Here is a 23,667-nt window from a genome sequence, read left to right on the forward strand (position 1 = left end):
TTGGCACTGCCATTCTACTATACAGCTTTCCATGAAAGAACTGGTTATCATACCTATTTTGAGGTAAATTCTCTTTAACTATACATGTAACGCTTCAACGCTTTCAAGTTTTTACCTCTATTCCCAATTGCAGCGCTGCGGATTGTATTCATTATATGCAAAAGGCTGGGCCGGCATTTCCCTTTCTAAAAAGCTTATGCTCTGGTTCAAGAAGGACGCCGGACAATTGTGGAGAATTCTTTTTTCGACGAGTCCATAAAATGAATAAGTTTTCTTGCATACTTTGTTGCTTTCGGAGCTCCCCAGGTACTAAGGGGTTTTCTCTACTTGGGAAGAGCAGCTCGTGAGTACCAGGTCATACCGGTGAACTACAGTAATTCTTTAAGGAATTAGTTCAGCAACAAAGTTGACGAAAAACTCCGATGAAGGGCCCCCCTCACTATCTATATAAAAAAGACGGTTATAGCTATTTCTACTGTATAAGTAAATACGATTTAAAGTGGTTAAGTTATTAATTTGACTATACCTGAATATGCCATTTTCCATAAAAAGAGCCAATAAAAAAGAGTGGAAGAACGTGAACGTTTTTCCACTCAAAGCTATAGAAAAGACCTACCTACTGCCTTTGATATAAGGATTTCCTAGCGCTTTAGGCGCATCGGCACGGCCGATGAAACCGGCAAGAGCAAGAATTGTCAATACATACGGCGCAATTTGCAAGTATACACTAGGTACATTTTCAAACAATGGAATGCTTGTTCCAACAATACTCAAACTTTGGGCAAATCCAAAGAATAGAGCTGCACCCATGGCACCTAACGGATTCCACTTTCCGAAGATCATCGCAGCAAGAGCCATGAAACCCTGTCCTGTAATGGTGGAATGACTGAAGTCCAATGAAATCGACTGAGCATATACTGCTCCTCCAAGCCCCCCAAGCACCCCGGAAATGAAAACCCCGATATAGCGCATTTTTGTTACATTGATTCCCATCGTGTCGGCAGCCATCGGATGTTCCCCTACAGAGCGAAGCCTTAACCCGAATGGTGTTTTGTATAAAATATACCACACGACAAAGGCAAGGATGATGGCGATATAAGCTGTATAGGTTACACGGCTGAAAAACAGGTTTCCTATCACTGGAATATCACTCAAAAACGGTATATCGATTTTCTTAAAACTGTTCTCCGTACGGATGATATCTGTTTGTCCTTTATCATAAATCAGTTTTACAAGGAATAAACCGGCTCCTAATGCAAGAAAGTTAATCGCAACACCGCTGACAACCTGATCTGCACGGAATGTGATAGAAGCGAGTGCATGGAGCAGTGAAAGCAGCCCTCCGACCGCCATTGCAGCCAGAAGCGCTACCCAAGGAGTAGCGGCACCAAATGCTGATGCAAAAGTAAGGTTAAAAACAATGGCGGCAAAAGCACCGATGACCATAAGCCCTTCCAGACCGATATTGACTACTCCAGAGCGTTCTGAGAACACTCCGCCCAGTGCAGTGAAAATAAGCGGAGCTGCCACAACCAGGGTTGAAGAGATGATGATCTCAAAGATTGTCATTATACCCACTTATTTCGCCCCCTTTTTCGTACGATTCAACAGCCATCTGATCATATAGCTTGAAGCCACAAAGAATATAATCAGGGCAATTACAATTTCCACCAGCTCATTTGGGACACCTGATTCAAGCGGCATATTTAAGGATCCTACCTTTAGGCCACCGAAAAGTATAGCTGCCAAGATAACTCCGATTGCAGCATTACCTCCAAGCAAGGCAACCGCGATCCCATCAAAACCAACACCTGAAAAACTGGAATGCAAGAAAGCAAAACCGAAAGTACCCAGCCCTTCCATAGCCCCAGCCAAACCTGCGAAAGCGCCTGAAATTACCATCGATAGAACAATGTTCTTGTTCACATTCATACCTGCATACTGTGAAGCATGCTGGTTGAATCCAACCGAACGCAGTTCATAACCTGTCGTCGTTTTTTCAAGCAGAAACCACATTATAACAGCGGCTGCTAACGCCAAATAAATCCCATTATGAAGTGTAGAGTAATCTGTTAATGTTTCAAAAAATCCACTTTTCAGTGATGCAGATTCAGGGACACTGTCTGTCGCATCAGCTTCATCAGATATTACATATCTTATAAGATAGTTAGTAGTATAAAGTGCAATATAGTTCATCATGATCGTTACAATTACTTCATGTACACGCCACTTAGCCTTAAGGATTCCAGGTATGAATCCCCATAATGCGCCGGCTGCTGCTGCTGCAAGAATAGATAAAGGCAGATGGATAGCTGTAGGAAGGTCGAAAGCAAGCCCTACCCAAACGGAAGCTGTCCAGCCAACCAAAAGCTGACCTTCAACACCAATGTTGAATAATCCCGTCCGGAAAGCAAACGCTACAGCCAAACCTGCCAGGATATATGGTATAACCTGCCTTATCGTTTCACCGACATAGAATCTGTCACCAAAAGCACCGTTCCATAACGCTGCATAGCCTTCAATCGGGTTGTATCCAGTGACGAGCATGATAATTGCTCCAGCAAGCAGACCCAGAATGACAGAAATAACCGGGATGAGTATTTTTTGATAATTTCTAGACATTAGCGGATTCACCTTCTTTCTTGCGGTTGGAACCTGCCATCAATAAGCCCAGTTCCTGCTCGGTTGTTTCTTTCGGATCAACGATCGCTACGATTTCACCTTCGTAGATGACGGCAATCCGGTCACTGACATTTAAAATCTCATCAAGTTCAAAAGATAGCAATAGAACCGCCTTGTTATTGTCACGCTGTTCGATCAATCGGTTGTGAATGAATTCAATTGCCCCTACATCCAATCCCCTTGTAGGCTGTGCGGCAATCAGCAGGTCTGGATTACGATCAATTTCACGTCCGATGATGGCTTTCTGTTGATTACCGCCGGACAAAGCTCTTGCAAGCGTATATTCGCTTGGCGTACGAACGTCATATTCACCAATTAATGAGGCTGCTTTTTTATAAACCTGCTTAAAACTCATTACTCCAGATTTGGAATAAGGTTTTTGATAATAGGTTTGCAGGACCATGTTTTCCCCAATAGGGAAATCAAGAACAAGGCCGTGTTTGTGGCGGTCTTGAGGAATATGCGCAAGACCCGACTCTGTAATTTTGCGGGGCTTGTGATTCTGAATTTCTTTTCCATTCAACTTTATTGAACCGCTTGCAGTTTTGTGCAGACCAGTTATCGATTCAATCAATTCTGTCTGGCCATTTCCGTCTACACCTGCAATCCCCACGATTTCCCCAGCCCTTACAGTAAGGTTCAACCCTCTGACTGCTTCAACCCCGCGGGAATCCTTCACTCTTAGATTTTCGATTTCAAGAACAGGGTCCCTCGGAACAGCTTTGCTTTTCTCAGTAGTAAAGATGACTTCCCTGCCGACCATCAGGCTTGCAAGTTCATTTACATCTGTATCCTCCACATTTACCGTGCCAATTCCCTGGCCTTTTCTAATGACTGTACAGCGGTCACAAACTTCCATGATTTCTTTTAGTTTGTGAGTAATAAGAATGATAGATTTGCCTTCTTGTATCAGCGTTTTCATTATCACTATTAGTTCCTTGATTTCTTGAGGTGTCAATACTGCTGTCGGCTCATCAAAAATCAGGATTTCAGCACCCCGGTATAAAGTTTTCAGGATTTCCACACGCTGCTGCATGCCGACTGAAATATCTGATATTTTAGCTTGAGGATCTACTGCCAGCCCGTAGCGATCTGAGATTTCACGAACATCCTGTTCAGCTTTTTTTATATCAATTTTCCCGCCAGATTTAGGCTCTTTGCCCAGTATGATATTTTCTGTGACCGTAAAGGTATCCACCAGCATAAAGTGCTGATGCACCATCCCGATCCCTAAATTATTCGCAATATTAGGATTCGTGATGTGAACACTCTTCCCATTGACTCTTATTTCACCTTTTTCCGGCTGGTACAAACCAAATAAAACATTCATAAGAGTCGATTTTCCTGCACCATTCTCTCCTAGGAGGGCATGTATTTCTCCCTGCTTAAGCTGAAGGGTAATATTATCGTTAGCAACAATCCCAGGAAATTCTTTGCGGATATTCAGCATCTCTATTACATAGTCCATCCCGTTTCACTCCTTGCTATAGATGAAGTCTGACTAAAAGTATGAAGTCAGACTTTTAAAGGATATAGGAATTTAGCCCTTGAAAAACCCCTAAATAAAAAGCAGAATTGGAAAATTCCACTTTTTATTTAAGTTTCTTCATTATTAAGCGGGAAAAGAGATTTTTTTCTCTTTCCCGCGTGAACTCATTATTATTCAGGTTTAGTTGGAACTTCAACTTCACCGTTAACGATTTTTTCTTTCCACTCATCAACTGCTGTCAGTACTTCTTCAGAAAGATTTTCTTGTGTTGGAGCAATACCAACTCCATCATCTTCCAACCCATACTCAACTAATTCTCCACCAGGGAATTCCCCGGCCATGCTTCTTTCAGCAATGTCGATAACAGCTGTATCTACACGTTTGATCATTGAAGTCAGGGTCACATTTACTTCTTCACCATCTACTGTCACTGATCCTTCAGCTGCCTGGTCACGGTCAACTCCAATAACCCATAATTCTGAATCTGGATCTTGCTGTTTACGGTTTTTAGCTTCTGTAAATACTCCATTACCTGTTCCACCTGCAGCGTGGTAAATGATGTCGCTTCCGGATTGATACATTGAAGCAGCCATAGATTGACCAGTATCTGCCTCATCAAAAGCGCCTGCAAACTGAATGTCTACTTCAGCATCAGGATTCACTGCTTTAACACCAGCTTCAAATCCACCAGCAAACTTATTGATCAAATCAGAATCCGTTCCGCCGATAAAACCTACTTTATTCGTTTTCGTAGAAAGACCTGCTGCGACACCAACAAGGAAAGATCCTTCATGCTCTTTAAAAGTAACACTTGCAACATTATCCATTCCTTCGATGACATCATCAACAATAACAAAGTTGCTGTCTTCGCGTTGTTTAGCCACTTCTTCAATAGCAGGCTTTAACTTGTAGCCGATTCCGTAAATAAGATCGAAGTTGTTACGAACAGCTGTATTTAAGTTCGTTTTATAGTCTGCATCAGAGTTTGATTGGATATAATTATAACCCTCTGTGCCTTTTTCAAGTCCATTATCCTGGCCGAAAGCTTCAAGGCCTTCCCATGCTGATTGGTTGAAGGATTTATCATCCACTCCACCAACGTCTGTAATCATTGCTGTCGTGAAAACTTCTCCTTCACCATTTTGTGCTGGTGCTACGTCTTCACCGTCATTTTCATTATTTCCGCATGCACCAAGAAATGTACCTGCTGCAAACAGCACTGAAAGCGCCAAACCAAATTTACGTTTTTTCACCTTGGTTACCCCCTGTAATTATGTTGATGTTACTGAATTGCTGATTTAGTAAGAAGAATACTAGACTTACAGAATTCGTCAGACCCGCTTTCTTAACACCTGGAAACTGAATTTATCTGAACGGAAATAATTGACTGAATAAAGAATCGGATGATCATTCTCATCGAAATGCATTTGCTTTAGTACAAGCAAAGCAGATTCCGGCTCACAATTGAGTATCGGGGAGATTCTTTCGTGATATCCCACCGGTTCAATTTGCGTCACGGCATAAGTGATTCTTTTATTCTCTTCCTGTTCAAGAACTTGAAAGAGAGAATTGACATCAGTGGTAAACCTGCGCGGATACACGCTGGAGGGCATTTTGTCCACACAGTAGACAACCGGTTCTCCATTAGCCGTCCTTACACGTTCAACCATGACGAGTTCCTCTTCTTGTTCCAGTGAAAATCGACGGAGGTCTTCATCTGTCGCGCCTTGGAAGCTTGAGCTTAAAAAAATGGTCCCAGGTTCCATACCTGCATGTTTGATCATGTTTGTTACACTGTTTAACTGCTCTATCCCAGAAGTGAAGAGCGGCTTAGCGTTTACAAAAGTTCCAACCCCGTGCCTGCGGATAATGACATTTTCTTCTTCGAGAATGCGTAAAGCTTCTCTAAGTGTCGCCCTGCTGACTCCAAGCTGTTTCGCAAGGTCGAATTCAGAAGGCAGCTTTTCTTTCTCTTTATACTGCCCTTCTTCGATGTCTTTTTTTAGACGATCGATCACTTGTAAGTACAAATGCCTATTGTCTGCTTTTATTGTCATCCAAGAACCACCACCATTTCTTCCCAAGCACATACTTTGATGTATATCTTTCCTACTAATCCAAAATACTATATCATTTTTAAAAAAATAAATAAATAGATTATTAGATTTTTGTCGAAAAAAGCAGAAAATCATAAATTTCAAAATTTTCAATCCCGGTGAAAGGGTTATCTTTTGGATGATAATTCCTTTTAGGTGCTGAATATTAAAGAAAGAAACTAAATGTAAACGCTTTTAAAAGTATAACACATTAAAGATTGAAAAGGATAGAGGTCTGACTTCTTTTAAAAAAATTCTTTTTTCTAAGGATATTAACCGTTTTCAAATCTCCTGTCCTACCTATCGGGTTATCCTTATAACAATTCGTATTGGGGCCAGATATTCTCCATAAAATGTAACGGCCAACTTGGTTTTTTAGCATGCAGAATAAAAGACGCTCTATAAAAGTATATTCCCTCTGTAAAGATTGATCTTATTTCTTGTCTGAGTTTCAGGTGATTGTTAAAATACTAAACATTCCTCCAATTGTCCTTCCTGCACTGTTTGAATTAATTGGAAACCGATTCAACTGCCATAGCCGCTCAGTTTCCGATTATAGCCAAACAACCCGGCTCGTTAGTTTTAACTATTTAAATTTGATAACTTTTACAATTCAGCCCTTACATAAGATCACTCAGAATTATTTAATTCACATAGACATTCGCTGAGTATAAAAAATGATTATGTGCAAAATAAGTTAAGCTGCTATATGTAGAAAAGAGGTCATAGCGTGGTTTATCTCTTGTTAATTTCAGGTTTTATCTTATTGATTAAAGGTGCAGACTTGTTTGTTGACGGATCTTCAAATATTGCCAGGGCTTTCCATGTCTCTCCGCTGCTAATCGGATTGACAATTGTTGCTCTGGGTACAAGCTCGCCGGAGGCTACAATCAGCATAATTGCAGCACTAAATGAGAATACGGGAGTTGCTTTAGGAAATGTAGTGGGAAGCAATATCATCAACACCGCATTGGTTGTAGGTGTGGCTGCATTTATTTATCCATTAGAGGTAAAGAGCGAAACGATTAGAAAAGAAATACCCTTCACATTATTGGCAGGTGTTGTCCTGCTGATTTTAGTCAGTGATATAACACTTCAGGAAGTTAATGAAAACCTCCTATCAAAAGGCGACGGCTTAGTTATTTTATTGTTTTTTGGCATTTTCTTATATTATATTTTTGAAGTGGCAAGAAACAGCCGTGAAAAAGGAAAAGTGGATTCTTCTGAAGAGAGTCATACTTCTTGGGTCAAGAATGCTATGATTACTCTAGCAGGCCTTGTTGGAATAATATTTGGTGGAGATCTAGTCGTAAGAAATGCTACTGAAATAGCCCTTAATCTTGGAATGAGTCAAACATTAGCAGGGCTGACAATTGTGGCAATCGGTACTTCTTTACCGGAATTAATCACATCAATTACTGCGGCGAAGAAGAAAGAGAGTGAAATAGCATTAGGGAACATAATAGGAAGCAATATCTTCAATATTCTGTTCGTATTGGGAACTACTGCTGCGATCCATCCTCTGGCGGTAAATAGTAAAATCACTACTGACATTATCATTATGATTTTCCTTACTGTCATTTTACTGCTTTTCTCCAGGTCTAATTATAAAATCGGAAAAGCAGAAGGAATATTCCTGATTATCGCTTATGTTCTATATATGATTTTTATCATTATAAGAAATTAAATCATTAATTTATATTACGCTGGTTTTCTTTAAACTAGGCTGTTCTCGCATAAATTGCTGCTATCGGAAAAATCCAAAGAGCCTTATTTTTCCCCTGGATACTGAGGTATTTCTTTCTAATCGGGAAGAGCAGTTCTTTTCTTTTCCTAATTATGAGGTTATACCCGTGAATTAGGTTACTTTCCTAGGAATAAGTGTGGAATAGCAACAAAGTTTACGAAACGAGCCTGTAACAAAAAACAAGCTCAGAGAAACTTTCGCTCTGAGCTTGTTTTTCGACTAATTCAATTTACTTTAGTTGTATTCATATTCTGGGATTCTGAGTAATGGTACATGTTATTAGTACAAACCCCTGCTTCAGGAACATGGCCTTCCTTCAAGGCTCTGATGAATTTTCATCAGCATTCTCCTTATGATGAATGCTCTTCAGAAGGCTTTCCGATTAAAACCGTTCTAGGTTTGCTGCCTTCATATGGACCGACAACTCCCCGTTCTTCCATTCCATCTATTAATCTGGCAGCCCTTGTGTATCCTATTCTGAATCTCCTTTGCAGCATGGAAACAGATGCCGTCTGCATTTCTGCGATCAATTGTACTGCTTCATCGTATAACTCGTCCTCAACAGTAGCTGCACTGCTTCCTTCAGGTACTTCATCAGGAATCATTTCTTCCTGATACTGTGCTCTTTGCTGGCCGATTACATAATCGACAATCTCTTCTACTTCTTCATCCGAAAGAAAAGCACCCTGTACCCGTGTTGGCTTTGATGCGCCAACAGGGGTGAAAAGCATGTCACCGCGTCCAAGGAGTTTCTCAGCTCCCCCAGTATCCAGAATTGTGCGGGAGTCCGTCTGTGAAGACACAGCAAAAGCAATACGAGAAGGAATGTTCGCTTTAATGACGCCCGTAATGACATCGACGGAAGGCCTCTGAGTAGCGATAATCAGATGAATTCCAGCAGCACGCGCCATTTGGGCAAGGCGGGTGATGGCATCCTCTACATCACTTGAAGCCACCATCATCAAGTCAGCCAGCTCATCGACAATAACAACGATATACGGAAGTTCCGGCTGTTTTTCCTCATTCTCTTTGTTATGTCTTTTGATATGTTCATTGTAGCCTTCTATGTTTCTTGTTCCTGTATGAGAGAACAGTTCATACCTTCTCTCCATTTCATTGACAACTTTCTTTAGTGCCTGCGAAGCTTTCTTGGCATCCGTTACAACCGGCGCAAGCAAATGCGGAACTCCGTTATAAACATTCAGCTCGACCATTTTAGGATCGATCATCATTAACTTTACTTCATGAGGTTTTGCCCGCATTAAGATGCTTGTAATAATGCCATTAATACATACACTTTTCCCGCTTCCCGTTGCACCGGCCACAAGAAGATGGGGCATTTTGTTCAGTTCGGCCAATACGGCTTCACCTGTGATATCCCGGCCGAGGCCGATCAGCAATTTAGAATTGGGTTTATCGTTGGATTTGGACTCAAGCACTTCCCTTAAGGATACCATTGCCACTTCCGAGTTAGGAACTTCAATTCCGATGGCTGATTTTCCGGGTATCGGTGCTTCAATTCTAATATCCTTCGCTGCCAGGGCAAGGGCAAGGTCATCACTCAAATTGACGATTTTGCTTACCTTCACTCCTGTATCCGGATGTACCTCGTACTTGGTAACGGCAGGGCCAAGATGAACCTGGGTCACCTTAGCTTTGACACCAAAACTCTGAAACGTTCTTTCAAGCTTCGCCGCATTTGCATGTATCATCTGGTACTCATTGCTTTGATCTGTCTGTGTTGGTCTTGTTAAAAGGGAGATAGGCGGCAGTTTATAATCTTTGTTTTCCACTTCTGTAAATGTTATTGGAGGAGCGTCATCATCACTTGAAGAGGAAGGTTCCTCCTGATCTCCCTGCTGTTGTGTTGTAGCAGTCTGATCAACTTCAGCTGATAAAGGAGGATTTGTCTCATCAGGATAGGCTCTTTCATTAAAACTTGAAATAATCGGCTCCACTTTTACTTCTTCTGCGGGTTCCACCATTGGATCAGATTCTGATTCAGCCTTAACCCTCTCTGTCTTCCTTTGCTGCTTCACTTCCTTCTTCTCGATTCTTTCTTCTTTCCAATCTTTCATATCTTCCCTGAAGGCCTGCCATTGGTTTCCGAAAAACTCCGTAGTTGTACTTCCCATTTTACCAAGAGCGGAACCGAAAGACTTTCCTGTAATCAATACAATACCGATAGCGATCAATGCCATACAAAGGATCTTGGTCCCGGCAGAATCAAACAGAAAGAAAGAAACAGCATATAAAACCGCTCCAATGATTCCTCCCCCTAGATCGGAGGTGCTTGCTTCCCCGCGGACTTCCATCCAGTATAGCTCCCATGTATTTGCGATCACACTGGGATTTTGGAATGCCCCGTCATTTGAAAGCAGTTCAAAAAGCTTAACATGGCTTAAAAGTAATGTACTTAATAAAATTATGTATATCCCGGCCAGCCTTCTTGTAAAAAAAGCCGGCATTTCCCTTTTTACCATCAAATATCCCGCCATAGCCAATAATGCAATGAACGCAGCCATGTACCACTCACCCATAAAGAACCTGAAAAAGTGGACCAATGCTTTTCCAACCGCTCCCAGTTGTATGATAGCAATCAAACTTAGGGCTATCATCAGCATGCCGATCAGTTCATATTTAATTGTCTGTTTGATATTGGACGACTTCTTACTGCTTCTTCTTTTTCTTTTCGCCAAAGTTCTTTCACCTAAATTCTATTTAATATGCTTATATTCCGGATCATTTATCATTCCCCGACGTTTGATCACAACGTCTTATAGATGAAGAAAGGGCTGGCATTTCCAGCTTCAGCCGCAAGCAGGAAAAACCAGTCCCGTATATTTGAGAAAGCTTGTCAGAAACATGTTATTTACTTCCGCTTTCTCCATTTATTATATCATATACTGCCATTGGCGAAAATCAATCCAAAGATTACATTTGAAGATACTGTCCAGGACAAACCTGCTCATTTAAATAGTGAGCCGGATCACTGCTCATGACCCTGACGACTCTGTATTGGTGCTGTGATTGTTCAACAAGCAGAGGAATGCCCTGCCATTCCATGAAGACTTGCTGTGTAAATGCATTTTCTTCAGGAGGGAATATCAGTTCTTGGGGAACAGTTGTATGGAGGATCATTGCAGCATTCCTTCTTCTTTGCTGCCGCCTTTAAGAGAAATCAGCTCGTTTAATTTCTTTATTGCTTCCCCAACTCCGCCTACTCCGTCAATCAATCCATATTTCACTGCATCTTCACCGACTACATTCGTACCGATGTCTCTTGTCAGGTTTCCTTTAGCAAACATTAGCTCTTTGAAGTCTTCTTCTGTCACTTTCGAATGCCTTGTAACAAAGTTGACTACACGGTCCTGCATTTTATCCAGATATTCGAAAGTCTGAGGAACCCCGATGACCAATCCTGTTAATCTTACAGGGTGTATGGTCATTGTCGCTGTACCGGCAATAAATGAGTAATCACAGGATACTGCTATTGGGACTCCTATCGAATGTCCCCCTCCCAATACGATAGAGACGGTTGGCTTAGATAAGGAAGCGAGCATTTCAGAGATAGCAAGCCCTGCTTCGACATCTCCTCCTACTGTATTGAGTACAATCAACAATCCCTCAATTTTCGGATTCTGTTCTATTGCCACCAGTTGAGGAATGACATGCTCGTATTTAGTTGTTTTATTTTGTGGAGGAAGCTGCATATGTCCTTCAATCTGTCCGACAATCGTTAAGCAATGGATATTAGAATCACTTGATAGCTGAGGTACATTGGTCTGCCCGAGCTGTTGAATTTTTTCCATTAAGCCAGTAGGTTTACCCTCTTTTTCTTTTTCCTCATTCTTATCCGCATTTTGATTCATATTAAAATTCATTCCTAAGTCACTCCTTCTTCAGCAATAATAGGAATAGTATTTTCTTGTTGAGGTGTTTCAATTCATGATAGGCCAGGAAGGAGTAAATATAAGGGACCGGCAAGGGGAGATGGCTTTCTGAAAATTCACCTCTTATGAAACATCCTTGGTATTGCAAAAAGCATACAAATATCAGGCACTTTTTCATTTCACTGTACTAAAAGCAACTGTTCATTATCGCGCATTTAAGCGTTAAAGTGTTTACCAAAGGCTCTTTTCGTAAGCTTTGTTGCTAGCTGATACTAGTTCTTAAAAAATAACCATATTAAGAGGGATGAAAACTGGTAACACCGAAAAGAAAAGAGCTGCTCTCCCTCTATAAGAGATAAAACTCTTGGTATCCGGGGAAAAATCCGGCTCTTGGGATTTTTTCTAAAGCAACAATATATGCTAAAACGGCCTTACCAAAAGAAAGAGCCGGCCTCTGTAGGGGCGGCTCTTTCTGAATTAGAATTATACTTCCATGATAATAGGCAGGATCATCGGCCTTCTTCTTGTTTTGCCAAAAAGCAGGTGGTTCAGCTGATCGCGGATATCCTGCTTGATATTGGACCATTCAAATGTCCCTTTAGCAAGATAACCCTCAACAATTTGTCTTACGAGCTGTGTAGATTCATCCATCAATTTTTCCGACTCACGGACGTATACAAAACCACGCGAGATGATTTCCGGCCCTGAGACAAGAATTTTCCCTTTACGGCTCAATGTCACAACAACAATAAAGATACCGTCTTGTGAAAGAAGCTTTCTGTCGCGAAGGACAATATTGCCGACATCACCGACACCAATGCCGTCAATGAGGACATTTCCAGCTTGGACCCTTCCGCTCATTCTCATTTTTCCATCTTTATACTGAGCGACATCCCCTTTATCAAGGATGAACACTCTGTTATGTGAGATTCCGACTGAATTCGCAACTTTGGCATGTGCGATCAGCATTCTGTATTCCCCTTGTATTGGAATGAAATATTTTGGTTTCATCAAATTCAGCATCAACTTCAAATCTTCCTGGCTTCCATGTCCTGAAACGTGGACTTTCTTATTGGCTGTCATCACATGAGCGCCTGAACGGTACAGCATGTCCACTGTTTTTGACATCGTCAGTTCCATTCCATGTGAAGGAGTGGCAGTGATAAAGACCGTATCGCCATCCTGAATGTTCACCAGTTTGTGTGTTTGTTTAGACATTTTCTGGAGTGCTTCAAACGGCTCTCCCTGATCACCGGTGGCAATGATGATGACTTCATCGTCATTATAGTTCGAGATATCCTGAATCGGGATGATCACGTCTTCCTTGATTTGGAGATATCCCATATTCAATGCAATTTCATAGACTCTTTCAAGGCTTTTGCCCACTACTGCCACTTTACGATTGTTTTTAAAAGCAGCATCGAAAACCTGCTGAATCCTGATTAAGTTTGAAGCAAAGCAAGCTACGATAATTCTGCTTTTCGCTGAATGAAATGCGGTGTTCAATTGGTTGGCAATCACTTCTTCCGAGGTTGTATAACCAGGCCTTTCTGCTTCTGTACTATCGGAAAGCAGGCAAAGCACTCCATTATCCCCTATTTTCGCCATCTTCCCCATATCCGGGCGGTACAGGCCTTTAGCTGCCTGGTCGAACTTAAATTCACCCGTATGTACAATCGAACCTTCAGATGTATTGATTGAAACTCCTACAGAATCAGGAATGCTGTGGGTTGTCCTGAAAAATGTTACATCGACACCATCAAAGAACAGCTTGCTGTCTGAATGGACATTATAAAATTTGATATCTGCCTTCATGTCCTCATCCTTGAGTCTCCCTTTTACAAGGGCATTGGTCAGTTTGGTGCCGTATACCGGAGCTTTAATTTTTCTAAGAACATACGTGATGGCACCGATTGCATCTTCATGTCCGTGGGTAAGAAAAATCCCTTTGACACGTTCTTTGTTCTCCACCAGGTATTGAATATCAGGGATGACCATATCAATCCCGAACATGCCGTCTTCAGGGAACATCAAACCTGCATCAATGACAAAAATCTCCTCATCCACTTCAATTACATACATGTTTTTGCCGATTTCCCCAACTCCTCCAAGGGGAATGATCTTTATACTTTCATTTTTTTTCTTGCTCAATGTCGTTTTCCTCCTATGCTGTAATTCCCGATCATTAATCAGTTAAATACATTATACTTTATCGTATTTTATCTTTACAACGAAAATCATCAGAATCGGTCAATAAATTCAAAATATTATGGTATTCAGTTCAATTATATTGTCTTTTACACATTCGCCGTTTTCTTATTCAGGCTTTCATATTTTTTCATGCCCCTATTTATTTTCTGGGGAAAAATTGACTGCAGAAAACCCTTGCTTTTAAGACAGTCACACTTTTGACAAGAACAGTACTTCATGAAATCATGGACTGTTTGCTCAAAAAAAAACGCAGCCGGATGGGTACGACTGCGTTCTTTGCATATCCCTTTATTTCAAATTCAGTACTGCTGCCAGCTGTGTTCTTTCCTCTTCTGTTAAAGGAATGAGCGGAAGCCTTACGGAACCTACATCCATCCCCCTAAATTGAAGTGCAGTTTTAACCGGCGCAGGGCTCGGAGCTGCAAATAAACCATTCATTACCGGCAGTAATCTGCCATGCAGTTTTGAGGCTTCACGCACGCTGCCTTCAAGGAAGACCTTGATCATTTCCTGCATCTCATTTCCGATTACGTGGGAAGCTACAGAAACCACCCCGGTTCCTCCGATTGAAAGGATGGGAAGTGTCAACCCGTCATCTCCGCTGTATAAGAGAAAGTCATCAGGAGTATTGGCGATGATTTCGGTCATTGCATCCAAATCCCCGCTCGCCTCTTTGACGGCTGTGATATTGCTTATTTCAGAAAGCCTGATGACCGTTTCAGGAGCAATTTTTGCTACTGCCCGGCCTGGCACATTATATAGCATGACAGGAAGCTCAGTGGCTTCAGCAATTGTCTTGAAGTGCTGGTACATACCTTCCTGGCTGGGTTTATTGTAATAAGGCACAACGACCATGATGGCGTCGATTCCCGTTTCGACAGCTTTTTTCGTAAACTCCACGGATGCATAAGTATTGTTGCTTCCCGTTCCCGCCACGACCGGGACCCTTCCATTCACTGCTTTCACTACGTGCCGGAAAAGCGCTAGTTTCTCTTCTTGTGATAAAGTCGGAGACTCTCCTGTCGTCCCTCCGACAACTAAAGAATCACTGCCGTTTTCGATCAAGTAGTTTACTAGTAATGTTGTTTTTGGAAAATCAATATTTCCCTTATTATCGAATGGTGTAACCATTGCTGTAGATACACGCCCAAAATGCACTGTTCTCCACTCCTTTTTATTCTTCTATACTTAGTTTACCCTCTTCCGCCTCTAATTGAAAAGAGTCATGAAGAGAATTCACTGCGGTTTTGAGATCTTTTTCTTTTATCAGTACCCAGATGGTTGTGTGGCTGTCTGCAGATTGCAGAATGCGGATGTTGTTCTCTGACAGCGCTGTAACAATTCCGGCTGTCACCCCCGGAACCCCCTTCATTCCTGCCCCAACAACTGATACCTTCGCACACTCGGTTTCAATCAAAGGTTCGTGTCCCAATTTCTTTAGAACATGGAAAGCCCTTGAGGTCAGTTCTGATGGTACCGTGTAAATGACTCCTTGAGGCGATATGTTGATAAAGTCGACCGATATATTCTCGTTAGCCATCGCCTTAAATACTTCTGACTGAAGATTATACTGCTCTTTCTTGGCGAAGACTTTAATTTGTGAGAGACCTCCGACATGCGCTATGCCGGTAATCGTCCCGTTCTCCAGCCCTTTTTCCCTTTTTTTCTCCAGCGAAGTCACCAATGTGCCAAGGTTTTCTGAATAAGTGGAACGGATCCGAAGAGGGATTCTTGCATCCATGGCAATTTCTACTGCGCGAGGGTGAATTACCTTAGCTCCCTGATTGGCAAGGTTGCACACTTCGTTGTATGAAATAACGGAAAGCGGCCTTGCTTTATCCGTAACTCGTGGATCAGCGGTCATGATCCCCTCGACATCTGTAAATATATCCACCCACTCTGCTCTTAAAGCTGCGCCTAAAGCTGCAGCAGATGTATCGCTTCCGCCCCGGCCGATAGTCGTTACATCTCCATTGGGTGAGACCCCCTGAAATCCAGCCACTACAACAGCTTGGTTTTCTTTTAATTCAGAGAGCAGCCGGTCACATCTCATTTCAGTGATTTTTGCGTTGGTATGGTCATTGTTTGTGCGGAAGCCTGCTTGTGCTCCTGTCAAAGCCGCTGCCTTGATTCCCATCTCCAGCAGCAGGTTCGTAAATACAATTGTGGAAATTGTCTCCCCGCAAGATAGAAGTACATCTTGTTCGCGGTTACTGACCTTAGTATCCTTGCCATTGATTAAAGAGAGCAATGTATCTGTTGAGTATGGCTCCCCTTTTCTTCCCATGGCAGATACCACCACGACCACCTTGAAACCTTCTTCAATTGCTTTTGCCACATGCCCGGCTGCTTTTGAACGCCCTTTATCATCACGGACCGATGTTCCTCCATACTTTTGAACAATTATTTTCATTTCTACACCCCGATGTTTTTAAAATATAAAAACAAGAGGCCTTACTGCAACTGTTTCATGGAAGATACGGTATATACTACTGGATGAGCCTCAAAAAAGCTGTTATTTCTTTTTAATTAAACTTAGTTTTATCAGGCTTTCGGCAATCTGAACAGAGTTCCAAGCTGCACCCTTCAGCAGATTATCTGAAACTACCCACATATGGAATCCGCGGCTGTCATCCAGATCTCTCCTGATTCTTCCTACAAAGATATCGTTGCTGCCGACTGCATTTGCCGGCATAGGATACAGCTGATCTTCAGGAGAGTCCTGAAGTACGATGCCAGGTGCATTCTTTAAGAGTGTCTGGATATCTTCTACTTTGACATTATCATCTTTAATCTCAAAATATACACTTTCAGAATGTCCTGTGACTATCGGAAGCCTTACACATGTAGCCGCAACCTTAAGGTCAGGCATCGCCATGATTTTCTTCGTTTCATTTATCATCTTCATCTCTTCAAATGTATAGCCATTCTCTTCAAAGTTATCAATTTGCGGAATGGCATTGAAAGCAATCTGGTGATGTTTCTTCCCGCTTTTAACCGGAAGTACTTCTGCTTTTGGCTCTTCTCCATTCAAAATCGCCTGAGATTGCTCATGCAGTTCATCGATTGCAGCCGCTCCGGCTCCGGAAACCGCTTGATAAGTAGATACAATCACTTTTTCCAATCCGTATTTTTCTCTGACAGGTTCTAAAGCTGCAACCATTTGGATAGTGGAGCAGTTCGGATTTGCGATAATTCCTTTATGATTTCTGATTTCTTCTTCATTCACCTCAGGCACTACCAAAGGGACATTCGGATCCATTCGGAATGCACTCGTATTATCGATACAGACAGCCCCGCGTTTGGCCGCTTGTGGTGCGAGTTCCTTAGACACGCTGCCTCCAGCACTGAACAAAGCAATATCAATATCATCAAATATTTCCGCTTTAGCTTCTTGAACGGTGATTTCTGTCCCTTTATAAGCAACTTTCTTGCCCGCAGAACGAGCTGAAGATAAAAGAGTCAGCTTTTCAATAGGAAAATCCCTGCTCTCCAGTGTTTTGATCATCTGCTGTCCGACCGCACCTGTTGCGCCGACAACTGCTACATGAAATCCATTCGAATTCATACTTCATTCTCCTCCCAGACCATAGATCCTTAGCTTTCACTGTTTTCATCACATTCTTCCTGCATTTAAGTCCAGCAGCTTTGCTTGCAGTAATTTCAACTCATTCTTGATCCCCGAAAAAACTCAAGGAGCACACCCCTAAGCCTCCTGCGATAAGAAACAAACGTATTGCCGCTGCCAGGAATGAAATGTTGCGAAAACTAATATAGAAAGCCTTGTTTATTTTAAAATTCGGTATAATTAACATTTTAATCATTTACCGTGATAAAGAGTATTTTAACATAAACAATAATCGGACAATATGATTTTTTGTTGAAACGCATCTGGAATATTTCGGTTCGCTGGCTGTGTCAGGAAGTCCGTATGTCTGCTTTCCGTTTTTAGCATTAACTCCCTTCCCCTCCAGGGCAAGCCAAAACCGCCCCCTGACTGGAGCGGCATAATCTTGGATTCTATAAAATCTTCGTACTAGGGAAGCTGCTGTTAACTATCCAGGTATTTTTCGACCACTACCGGCTGAAGTTGTTTTCCTTCAAGAGCCGCCTCCACTGTTTCCACTAAGCGGGACATTCTGGCAACCATCGATTTAGGTTTCTTTTCGGGATCATCCTGCCCGAACGGAATGAAGTAAATATCTTTCGCAGAAATCAGTCTCATCAAGTTTACACCATTAAGTCCTAATGCATCGTTCGTTGATATACCTACAACAACCGGCCGGTGATTTCTCAATGTCGCTTTTGCAGCCATCAGCACAGGAGAATCCGTCATCGCGTTCGCAAACTTGCTCATTGAATTTCCGGTTAAAGGAGCAATGACCATACAATCAAGCGGCAGTTTGGGACCCAGAGGCTCTGCTTTGACTATAGTATCGACTACCTTATTTCCTGTTACCTCTTCAATTCTCTGAATCCAGTCTTCGCCATCTCCAAATCTTGTAACCGTGTTTTTAACGGTAGAAGTAACGACCGGGATGACTTCTGCTCCTTCGTTCACCAGTCTTTCAATCTCTGGGAAGACTGCATCATAGGTACAATGTGATCCAGTTAAGCCGAATCCGATACGTTTTCCTTTCACACTCATATTCATTACTCCTTTCGTGATGTTAAATCATTAAGCAACAGCTGTGACAAAACGTTCGCCAGAATCTGTCCAGCTGATTTAGGAGCCACAATGCCAGGCAGCCCCGGGGCAAGAAGAGCTTTCACTCCACGTTTTTCTGCATATCGGAAGTCGGTCCCCCCTGGCTTAGATGCCAAATCGATTATAAGCGTGTGGGCCGGCATCTTTGCTATGACTCCAGCCGTCACTACTTGGGCGGGTATCGTATTAATAAGCATGTCACTATTACTGACTTCCTGTTCAAGATCATCCATATGGAACGGGATCAGCCCCATTTCGGTGATGCGTGCCAAATGCTCGCTCTTTCTGGCTCCAACCTTCACCCTCGCTCCTAAGTGATGAAACGTCCGCGCTACACTCATTCCAACACGCCCAAGGCCTAAAACGATCAGATTTGAGCCATGAATGGTAAAGTCCGTATGCTGGATAGCCATCATGATCGTTCCTTCTACAGTTGGGATGGAATTATATATTGCCACATCATCCCTCTCAAAAAGCTGTATCAGCTCTCTCTCTGCAGAAGAGGTAATTTCGCTCAGGTACTTGTTCGTGATCCCTGAATAAATCTTGCAATGTGAAGGAGTTTCCTTTAGAGCTTCTTCAGTAAGTTTTATCTTTTCATTAGAAAAAATCGTTTCGATTTCTCCCTCCAGGTTCGTTCCGGGTACCGGGAGGATGATCGCATCAACGGCGTTGAATTCGACTTCATCTATCTTTTCTTTAACCGCACCTGTAAATGCATGGTCCAATTGCTCAAATCCTATCAAGGATATTTTCGCATCGAGTTCTGTAAGCTTACGAATAATCTCGAGTTGACGAGCATCTCCGCCTAAGACTGCGATCTGCATTCCAGTCAACATCAATGCTTTCACCTTCTTTTAACGTAATCGCGTTGCCACCTGCAAAGGTTTATCACTTCAACATTGTATGAAGGGTAAAGGAGATGGGTGAGTGGCGCAAGAAAAATAACCATAATTCCAGGGGAATTGGGGATGTCCCGGGAGATAAAACCGCAGTTCGGATAACAAATTCAAGGTAAATGATTTGTTAAAATCACTTTGAATCCTGTGCAGGCTCAGCTGGGTGAAATACAAGTACAGCTATTATTGCTTATCCTGGCAAACTCAAGCTAATTAGTTGTACATTAGTTCTTTCTGACTGAGAACGTGGGTCTGCCTGGAAAGCACTCACTTTTGTCTGCACATTGCTTCTTTATGGACACGGAGGGACTGAATACAGCTCCCTCTTGTATCTACCTCGCACTCTCGAGGACATGAGCTGCTTGAAAGGACCAAACTCGTGTATCCACCTCACTCTCTTGAGGACATGAGCTGCTTGAAAACCGTTCACTCGTGTATCCACCTCACTCTTTTGAGGACATGAGCTGCTTGAAAAGGGCTCACTCGTGTATCCACCTCACTCTCTTGAGAACATGAGCTGTTTGAAAGGACCAAACTCGTGTATCCACCTCACTCTCTTGAGGACATGAGTTGCTTGAAAACAGCTCACTCATGTATCCATAGGCCGGTCAATTATCAAGTTCATTCTAACTGTAAAAAAATTTCAATAAATAAAGAGAGAGCTCTCTCTTATTTTTGAAGGGAGGTTTCTTTATTACCACACTCATAGCTCTCTGGCATCCCCGGCATTTCCATTGGTTCTCAAGTCCATCAAAAAAGCCTCCTTTGGCAAGGAGGCTTTTGGTCTCTTAATCTTCCGCTACTTCTAATATGATCATATCAGATCCAATTGTCCGGATTTGATGCCAGGGCACCCTGATTTCAGCGCTCTGCTTTCTCATCCATTTGCCTGTAGGAATCACCAAGGCGTTGATTTGACCTGTCCGTTCATTGAATTCCAAGTCTGTCTGTCCAAGCACACCCAATCGTTCAGCTTTCTTGTAGTCCACTATTTCCTTCCCGCTTAGTTCACTAAGACGCATTTGAGTCACCCGCTTTTCAGTAATGTAGCCCTTTCGAGAGCCAGCCTAATATATTTATCCTTATACTAAATGTATAAAGTGCTTTTCCATTTTAGAAGTAATGTTGAAAATTACTTGGATTTTTTATCAGATAGAAAAGCAAAAAGCTCCGACCCCTTTAAAGGCCGAAGCTTGTAGTCAGGCTTTCTTTATATTGGAAGGCATTTGCCCATCAGGACTGATAAGAGCGGCAGAAAAATCGTTACTGAAGATTTCTTTCCCCAGATTGTTAACCCTGTCAATGGAAACTCCATCGATTTCCTCAACAATTTCATCCAGAGTCCGGTGTTTTTTAAGCAGCAATTCATTTTTTCCATTCCTGCTCATCCGGCTGTTTGTGCTTTCAAGGCTGAGCATTAAGTTTCCTTTCAACTGCTCTTTGCTGTTGGCCAATTCTTTTGAAGTGATTCCTTCAGCTGTTAAAGTAGTAAGAGTGGATTGAATGGTATCAAACAACTGGTTCAACTGCTTTGCTCCGGTACCGCCGTAGATGGTGAGCATCCCGCTGTCTTCATAAGCTGAATGATAGGAAAACACGGAATAAGCTAGCCCCCTCTGTTCGCGCACTTCCTGGAACAGGCGGGAAGACATGCTGCCTCCCAGCACATTATTCAAAACGATTAAGCTGTAGACATCTTCATGGCCGATTTGCAGCCCTGGATAGCCAAGGCATAAGTGAGCCTGTTCTGTTTCTTTCTTTTTGGAAATTTTATTCTGGTGGAATGAAGGAGCCTCATTTTTCTCATGCCCTTTTCCGCCTTCATATTTCCCAAAAAGATCTTCAACTTCTTTAATGAACGAAGCATCCACATTTCCAGCTACTGAAATGACTACATCGTCAGGAGTGTACATGTTGTGCATGTACTCCCTTAATGTATGGCCATTGAATGTATCAAGAGTTTCTTCGGTTCCCAGGATCGGATAGCCCAGCGGATGGGTTTCATATACCGCCTTGCTCAGCACATCATGGACAATATCATCCGGAGTATCTTCATACATCTTGATTTCTTCATACACGACGTTCTTTTCTTTCTTCAATTCCTCTTCGTCGAATGCCGAGTTAAAGAACATATCCGCAAGTGTATCAAGGGCATATTTCGCGTGATTATCAAGTACCTTTGCATAATAGCAGGTATATTCTTTAGAGGTAAACGCATTTACCTGTCCTCCGATGCTGTCGAAAGATTCAGCGATATCACGAGCACTGCGGGTTTCCGTACCTTTGAAAAACATGTGTTCCAAAAAGTGGGAAATACCGTTGTTTTCTTTATTCTCATGGCGTGAACCAGTACCGATCCAGATACCGATCGCCACCGAGCGGACAGTTGGAATTTCCTCCAGAACAATTCTTAGACCATTTGAGCATGTATATTTCTTAATCAAAAAAATTCCTCCTGTTCATGTTGTCAACATCTGCTAGTTCTTATCATTACTTTTTCCTTTTAGGAGAGAATTATTTCCTGTTTTTATAATTCTTTCTTCCTTCAGTAAACTAGAGACTGTTCCAATTCTTAATTCTTTTTGTTTGATTGCCATTATAAGCGAGGGCAGCGCCGATGATGTAGAAGCTGTGGGATGCATCAAAATGAGCGCACCATTATGCAATTTTGAAGTGACTCTTTCTACTATGACATTTGGGGAGGGTTTTTGCCAGTCTATTGTATCAACACTCCACAATATCGTTTTCATTTTGAGCTCATCCGCAATCTTTACAACTTCATCGTTAAACCCGCCACTTGGGGGACCGAAAAGACTTACTCTTCTACCGGTTGTTGCTTCAATGATTTCATTGGTTTTTGACATTTCCTCCCTGATTTTTTGAGGAGTTAAGGTTTCCATTTTGGGGTGGGAGAAAGAATGATTTCCTATTTCATGTCCCGACTCTGCAATCATCTTTGCAAGTTCCGGATTCTGTTTAACCCATCTTCCTTCCAAAAAGAAAGTGGCATATATCTGGTGCTTCTTCAAGACAGCCAGCATATCCGGTATGTATTCATTTCCCCATGCTACATTGATGATAAACGAAGCCATAGGTTTTTCCGGATTTCCTCTATATATAGGAAGCGGCGGAAGGTTTGATAGATGAGTTTCTGGCGGAACCTGTTCGAAAACAAGCCTTTCACTGTCAAATTTGCCCTCTTTCTTCATTTTCTCATAAGAACTTTGAATATTCACCTTTAAACCATTATATCCTGGTGTTCCTTTCCAGACAGGATCATTCTTCGCATCTATTGGGGAAACTTCATATTTTTCTGCTTCTGATTTAATTTTCACCATCAAGTCTCCAGGCTTGGAATCCACAGCCACCGCCGGTTCTTTCAAACTCTTGACATATTGTGCTGTCATTGGATTGCTAACTGATAATATGGCCAGAGCGATGCAGACAGCTATGCCGGTCAGTACCTTAAAATTCATCTATTGATCACCCTTTCTTATCCCTACAACATATGAAAAAGAAGGACAAGGTAGAACCCTGGGTGTTCAGACGGGGGTGGAGAAATGTGTTTCACTTGCAGAGGGACAGCAGCGATTGCCCATATGGATCCACAAAACAGTTTTATCAGCATCCTTATATCCTTATAGACAGCTTCATATGTACAGACATGTCTCTTGGCAGGACTTCTTTTTAACATATCGCACATCTTCTAGCTAAGTGATTTTGAACTTTGCTGCTATTTAACGTGAATCTCAAAAAGGACAGCCCTAGTACACTAGGGAGAAAGATGAGAGCTGCTTCTCCATTAACATAGAAAACAGTCGGTTAAAAGCAGTCAGCGCTGCCACTGCAGGGAACTCATTAACCCTTCGTGGATGCTTTCTTTTTTCGGTTTCATTCTAAACCGATCTTTTTTCTTATAAGAAAGAAGCTGACCATAATGGC

General features: G+C 42.1%; 18 protein-coding genes. 1 reads left to right on the top strand and 17 read right to left on the bottom strand.

Going from position 1 to position 23,667, the window contains the following annotated elements:
* Positions 1-612: 612 nt before the first annotated feature.
* From FZC79_RS01220 to FZC79_RS01240, 5 genes are all read right to left on the bottom strand, one after another.
* Positions 613-1,569: an ABC transporter permease gene (locus tag FZC79_RS01220; protein ID WP_397541107.1), complete on the bottom strand. Its 957-nt coding sequence runs from the start codon at positions 1,567-1,569 to the stop codon at positions 613-615.
* A gap of 9 nt (positions 1,570-1,578) precedes the next feature.
* Positions 1,579-2,622, bottom strand: coding sequence for an ABC transporter permease (locus FZC79_RS01225; protein ID WP_148945077.1), 1,044 nt, complete (start codon positions 2,620-2,622; stop codon positions 1,579-1,581).
* Positions 2,615-4,150 (bottom strand): ABC transporter ATP-binding protein, encoded by a 1,536-nt coding sequence (locus FZC79_RS01230; protein WP_148945078.1) that lies wholly within the window; start codon positions 4,148-4,150, stop codon positions 2,615-2,617. The genes FZC79_RS01225 and FZC79_RS01230 overlap by 8 nt, the downstream gene beginning before the upstream one ends.
* A gap of 191 nt (positions 4,151-4,341) precedes the next feature.
* Complete coding sequence (locus FZC79_RS01235; RefSeq protein ID WP_148945079.1) at positions 4,342-5,424, bottom strand: BMP family lipoprotein; 1,083 nt, start codon at positions 5,422-5,424, stop codon at positions 4,342-4,344.
* Between the two features lie 78 nt (positions 5,425-5,502).
* Positions 5,503-6,228, bottom strand: a complete 726-nt coding sequence (locus FZC79_RS01240; protein ID WP_148945080.1) for a GntR family transcriptional regulator — start codon at positions 6,226-6,228, stop codon at positions 5,503-5,505.
* A gap of 769 nt (positions 6,229-6,997) precedes the next feature.
* On the opposite strand from FZC79_RS01240, the gene FZC79_RS01245 reads away from it, so the two are divergent.
* Positions 6,998-7,954: a calcium/sodium antiporter gene (locus FZC79_RS01245; protein WP_148945081.1), complete on the top strand. Its 957-nt coding sequence runs from the start codon at positions 6,998-7,000 to the stop codon at positions 7,952-7,954.
* Positions 7,955-8,364: 410 nt separating this feature from the next.
* On the opposite strand, the gene FZC79_RS01250 is transcribed toward FZC79_RS01245, so the two are convergent.
* The 12 genes from FZC79_RS01250 to FZC79_RS01305 all read right to left on the bottom strand — a co-directional run bounded on the left by FZC79_RS01250 (position 8,365) and on the right by FZC79_RS01305 (position 23,201).
* Positions 8,365-10,713, bottom strand: a complete 2,349-nt coding sequence (locus tag FZC79_RS01250) for an FtsK/SpoIIIE family DNA translocase (protein ID WP_148945082.1) — start codon at positions 10,711-10,713, stop codon at positions 8,365-8,367.
* A gap of 235 nt (positions 10,714-10,948) precedes the next feature.
* On the bottom strand, positions 10,949-11,155 hold the full coding sequence (locus tag FZC79_RS01255; protein WP_148945083.1) for a YlzJ-like family protein: 207 nt from the start codon (positions 11,153-11,155) through the stop codon (positions 10,949-10,951).
* Complete coding sequence (locus tag FZC79_RS01260; RefSeq protein WP_148940346.1) at positions 11,152-11,886, bottom strand: ClpP family protease; 735 nt, start codon at positions 11,884-11,886, stop codon at positions 11,152-11,154. Before FZC79_RS01260 ends, FZC79_RS01255 begins: the two co-directional genes overlap by 4 nt.
* Positions 11,887-12,390: 504 nt before the next feature.
* A complete protein-coding gene (locus FZC79_RS01265) occupies positions 12,391-14,058 on the bottom strand; it encodes a ribonuclease J (RefSeq protein ID WP_148945084.1) in 1,668 nt (555 codons plus the stop codon).
* A gap of 348 nt (positions 14,059-14,406) precedes the next feature.
* Entirely contained in the window at positions 14,407-15,276 is an 870-nt protein-coding gene (gene dapA / locus FZC79_RS01270) for a 4-hydroxy-tetrahydrodipicolinate synthase (protein ID WP_262372118.1), read from the bottom strand.
* A 16-nt stretch (positions 15,277-15,292) separates the two neighbouring features.
* The gene (dapG, locus tag FZC79_RS01275) at positions 15,293-16,531 is read right to left on the bottom strand and encodes an aspartate kinase (protein WP_148945085.1); all 1,239 of its coding nucleotides are present in this window, start codon (positions 16,529-16,531) and stop codon (positions 15,293-15,295) included.
* Positions 16,532-16,633: 102 nt separating this feature from the next.
* The gene (asd, locus tag FZC79_RS01280) at positions 16,634-17,686 is read right to left on the bottom strand and encodes an aspartate-semialdehyde dehydrogenase (RefSeq protein ID WP_148945086.1); all 1,053 of its coding nucleotides are present in this window, start codon (positions 17,684-17,686) and stop codon (positions 16,634-16,636) included.
* Positions 17,687-18,169: 483 nt separating this feature from the next.
* Positions 18,170-18,766, bottom strand: a complete 597-nt coding sequence (dpaB, locus tag FZC79_RS01285; RefSeq protein WP_148945087.1) for a dipicolinate synthase subunit B — start codon at positions 18,764-18,766, stop codon at positions 18,170-18,172.
* A gap of 5 nt (positions 18,767-18,771) precedes the next feature.
* The gene (dpaA, locus tag FZC79_RS01290; RefSeq protein ID WP_148945088.1) at positions 18,772-19,665 is read right to left on the bottom strand and encodes a dipicolinic acid synthetase subunit A; all 894 of its coding nucleotides are present in this window, start codon (positions 19,663-19,665) and stop codon (positions 18,772-18,774) included.
* An 848-nt stretch (positions 19,666-20,513) separates the two neighbouring features.
* On the bottom strand, positions 20,514-20,747 hold the full coding sequence (locus FZC79_RS01295; RefSeq protein ID WP_148945089.1) for a YlmC/YmxH family sporulation protein: 234 nt from the start codon (positions 20,745-20,747) through the stop codon (positions 20,514-20,516).
* A gap of 177 nt (positions 20,748-20,924) precedes the next feature.
* Positions 20,925-22,169, bottom strand: a complete 1,245-nt coding sequence (locus FZC79_RS01300; protein WP_148945090.1) for a M16 family metallopeptidase — start codon at positions 22,167-22,169, stop codon at positions 20,925-20,927.
* A 33-nt stretch (positions 22,170-22,202) separates the two neighbouring features.
* Positions 22,203-23,201 carry a polysaccharide deacetylase family protein gene (locus FZC79_RS01305; protein WP_148945091.1) on the bottom strand — a complete coding sequence of 333 codons (999 nt, stop codon included), beginning with the start codon at positions 23,199-23,201 and terminating at the stop codon, positions 22,203-22,205.
* Between the last annotated feature and the right edge of the window lie 466 nt (positions 23,202-23,667).

Source organism: Rossellomorea vietnamensis (genome assembly GCF_008180615.1).
Classification (GTDB): domain Bacteria; phylum Bacillota; class Bacilli; order Bacillales; family Bacillaceae_B; genus Rossellomorea; species Rossellomorea vietnamensis_D.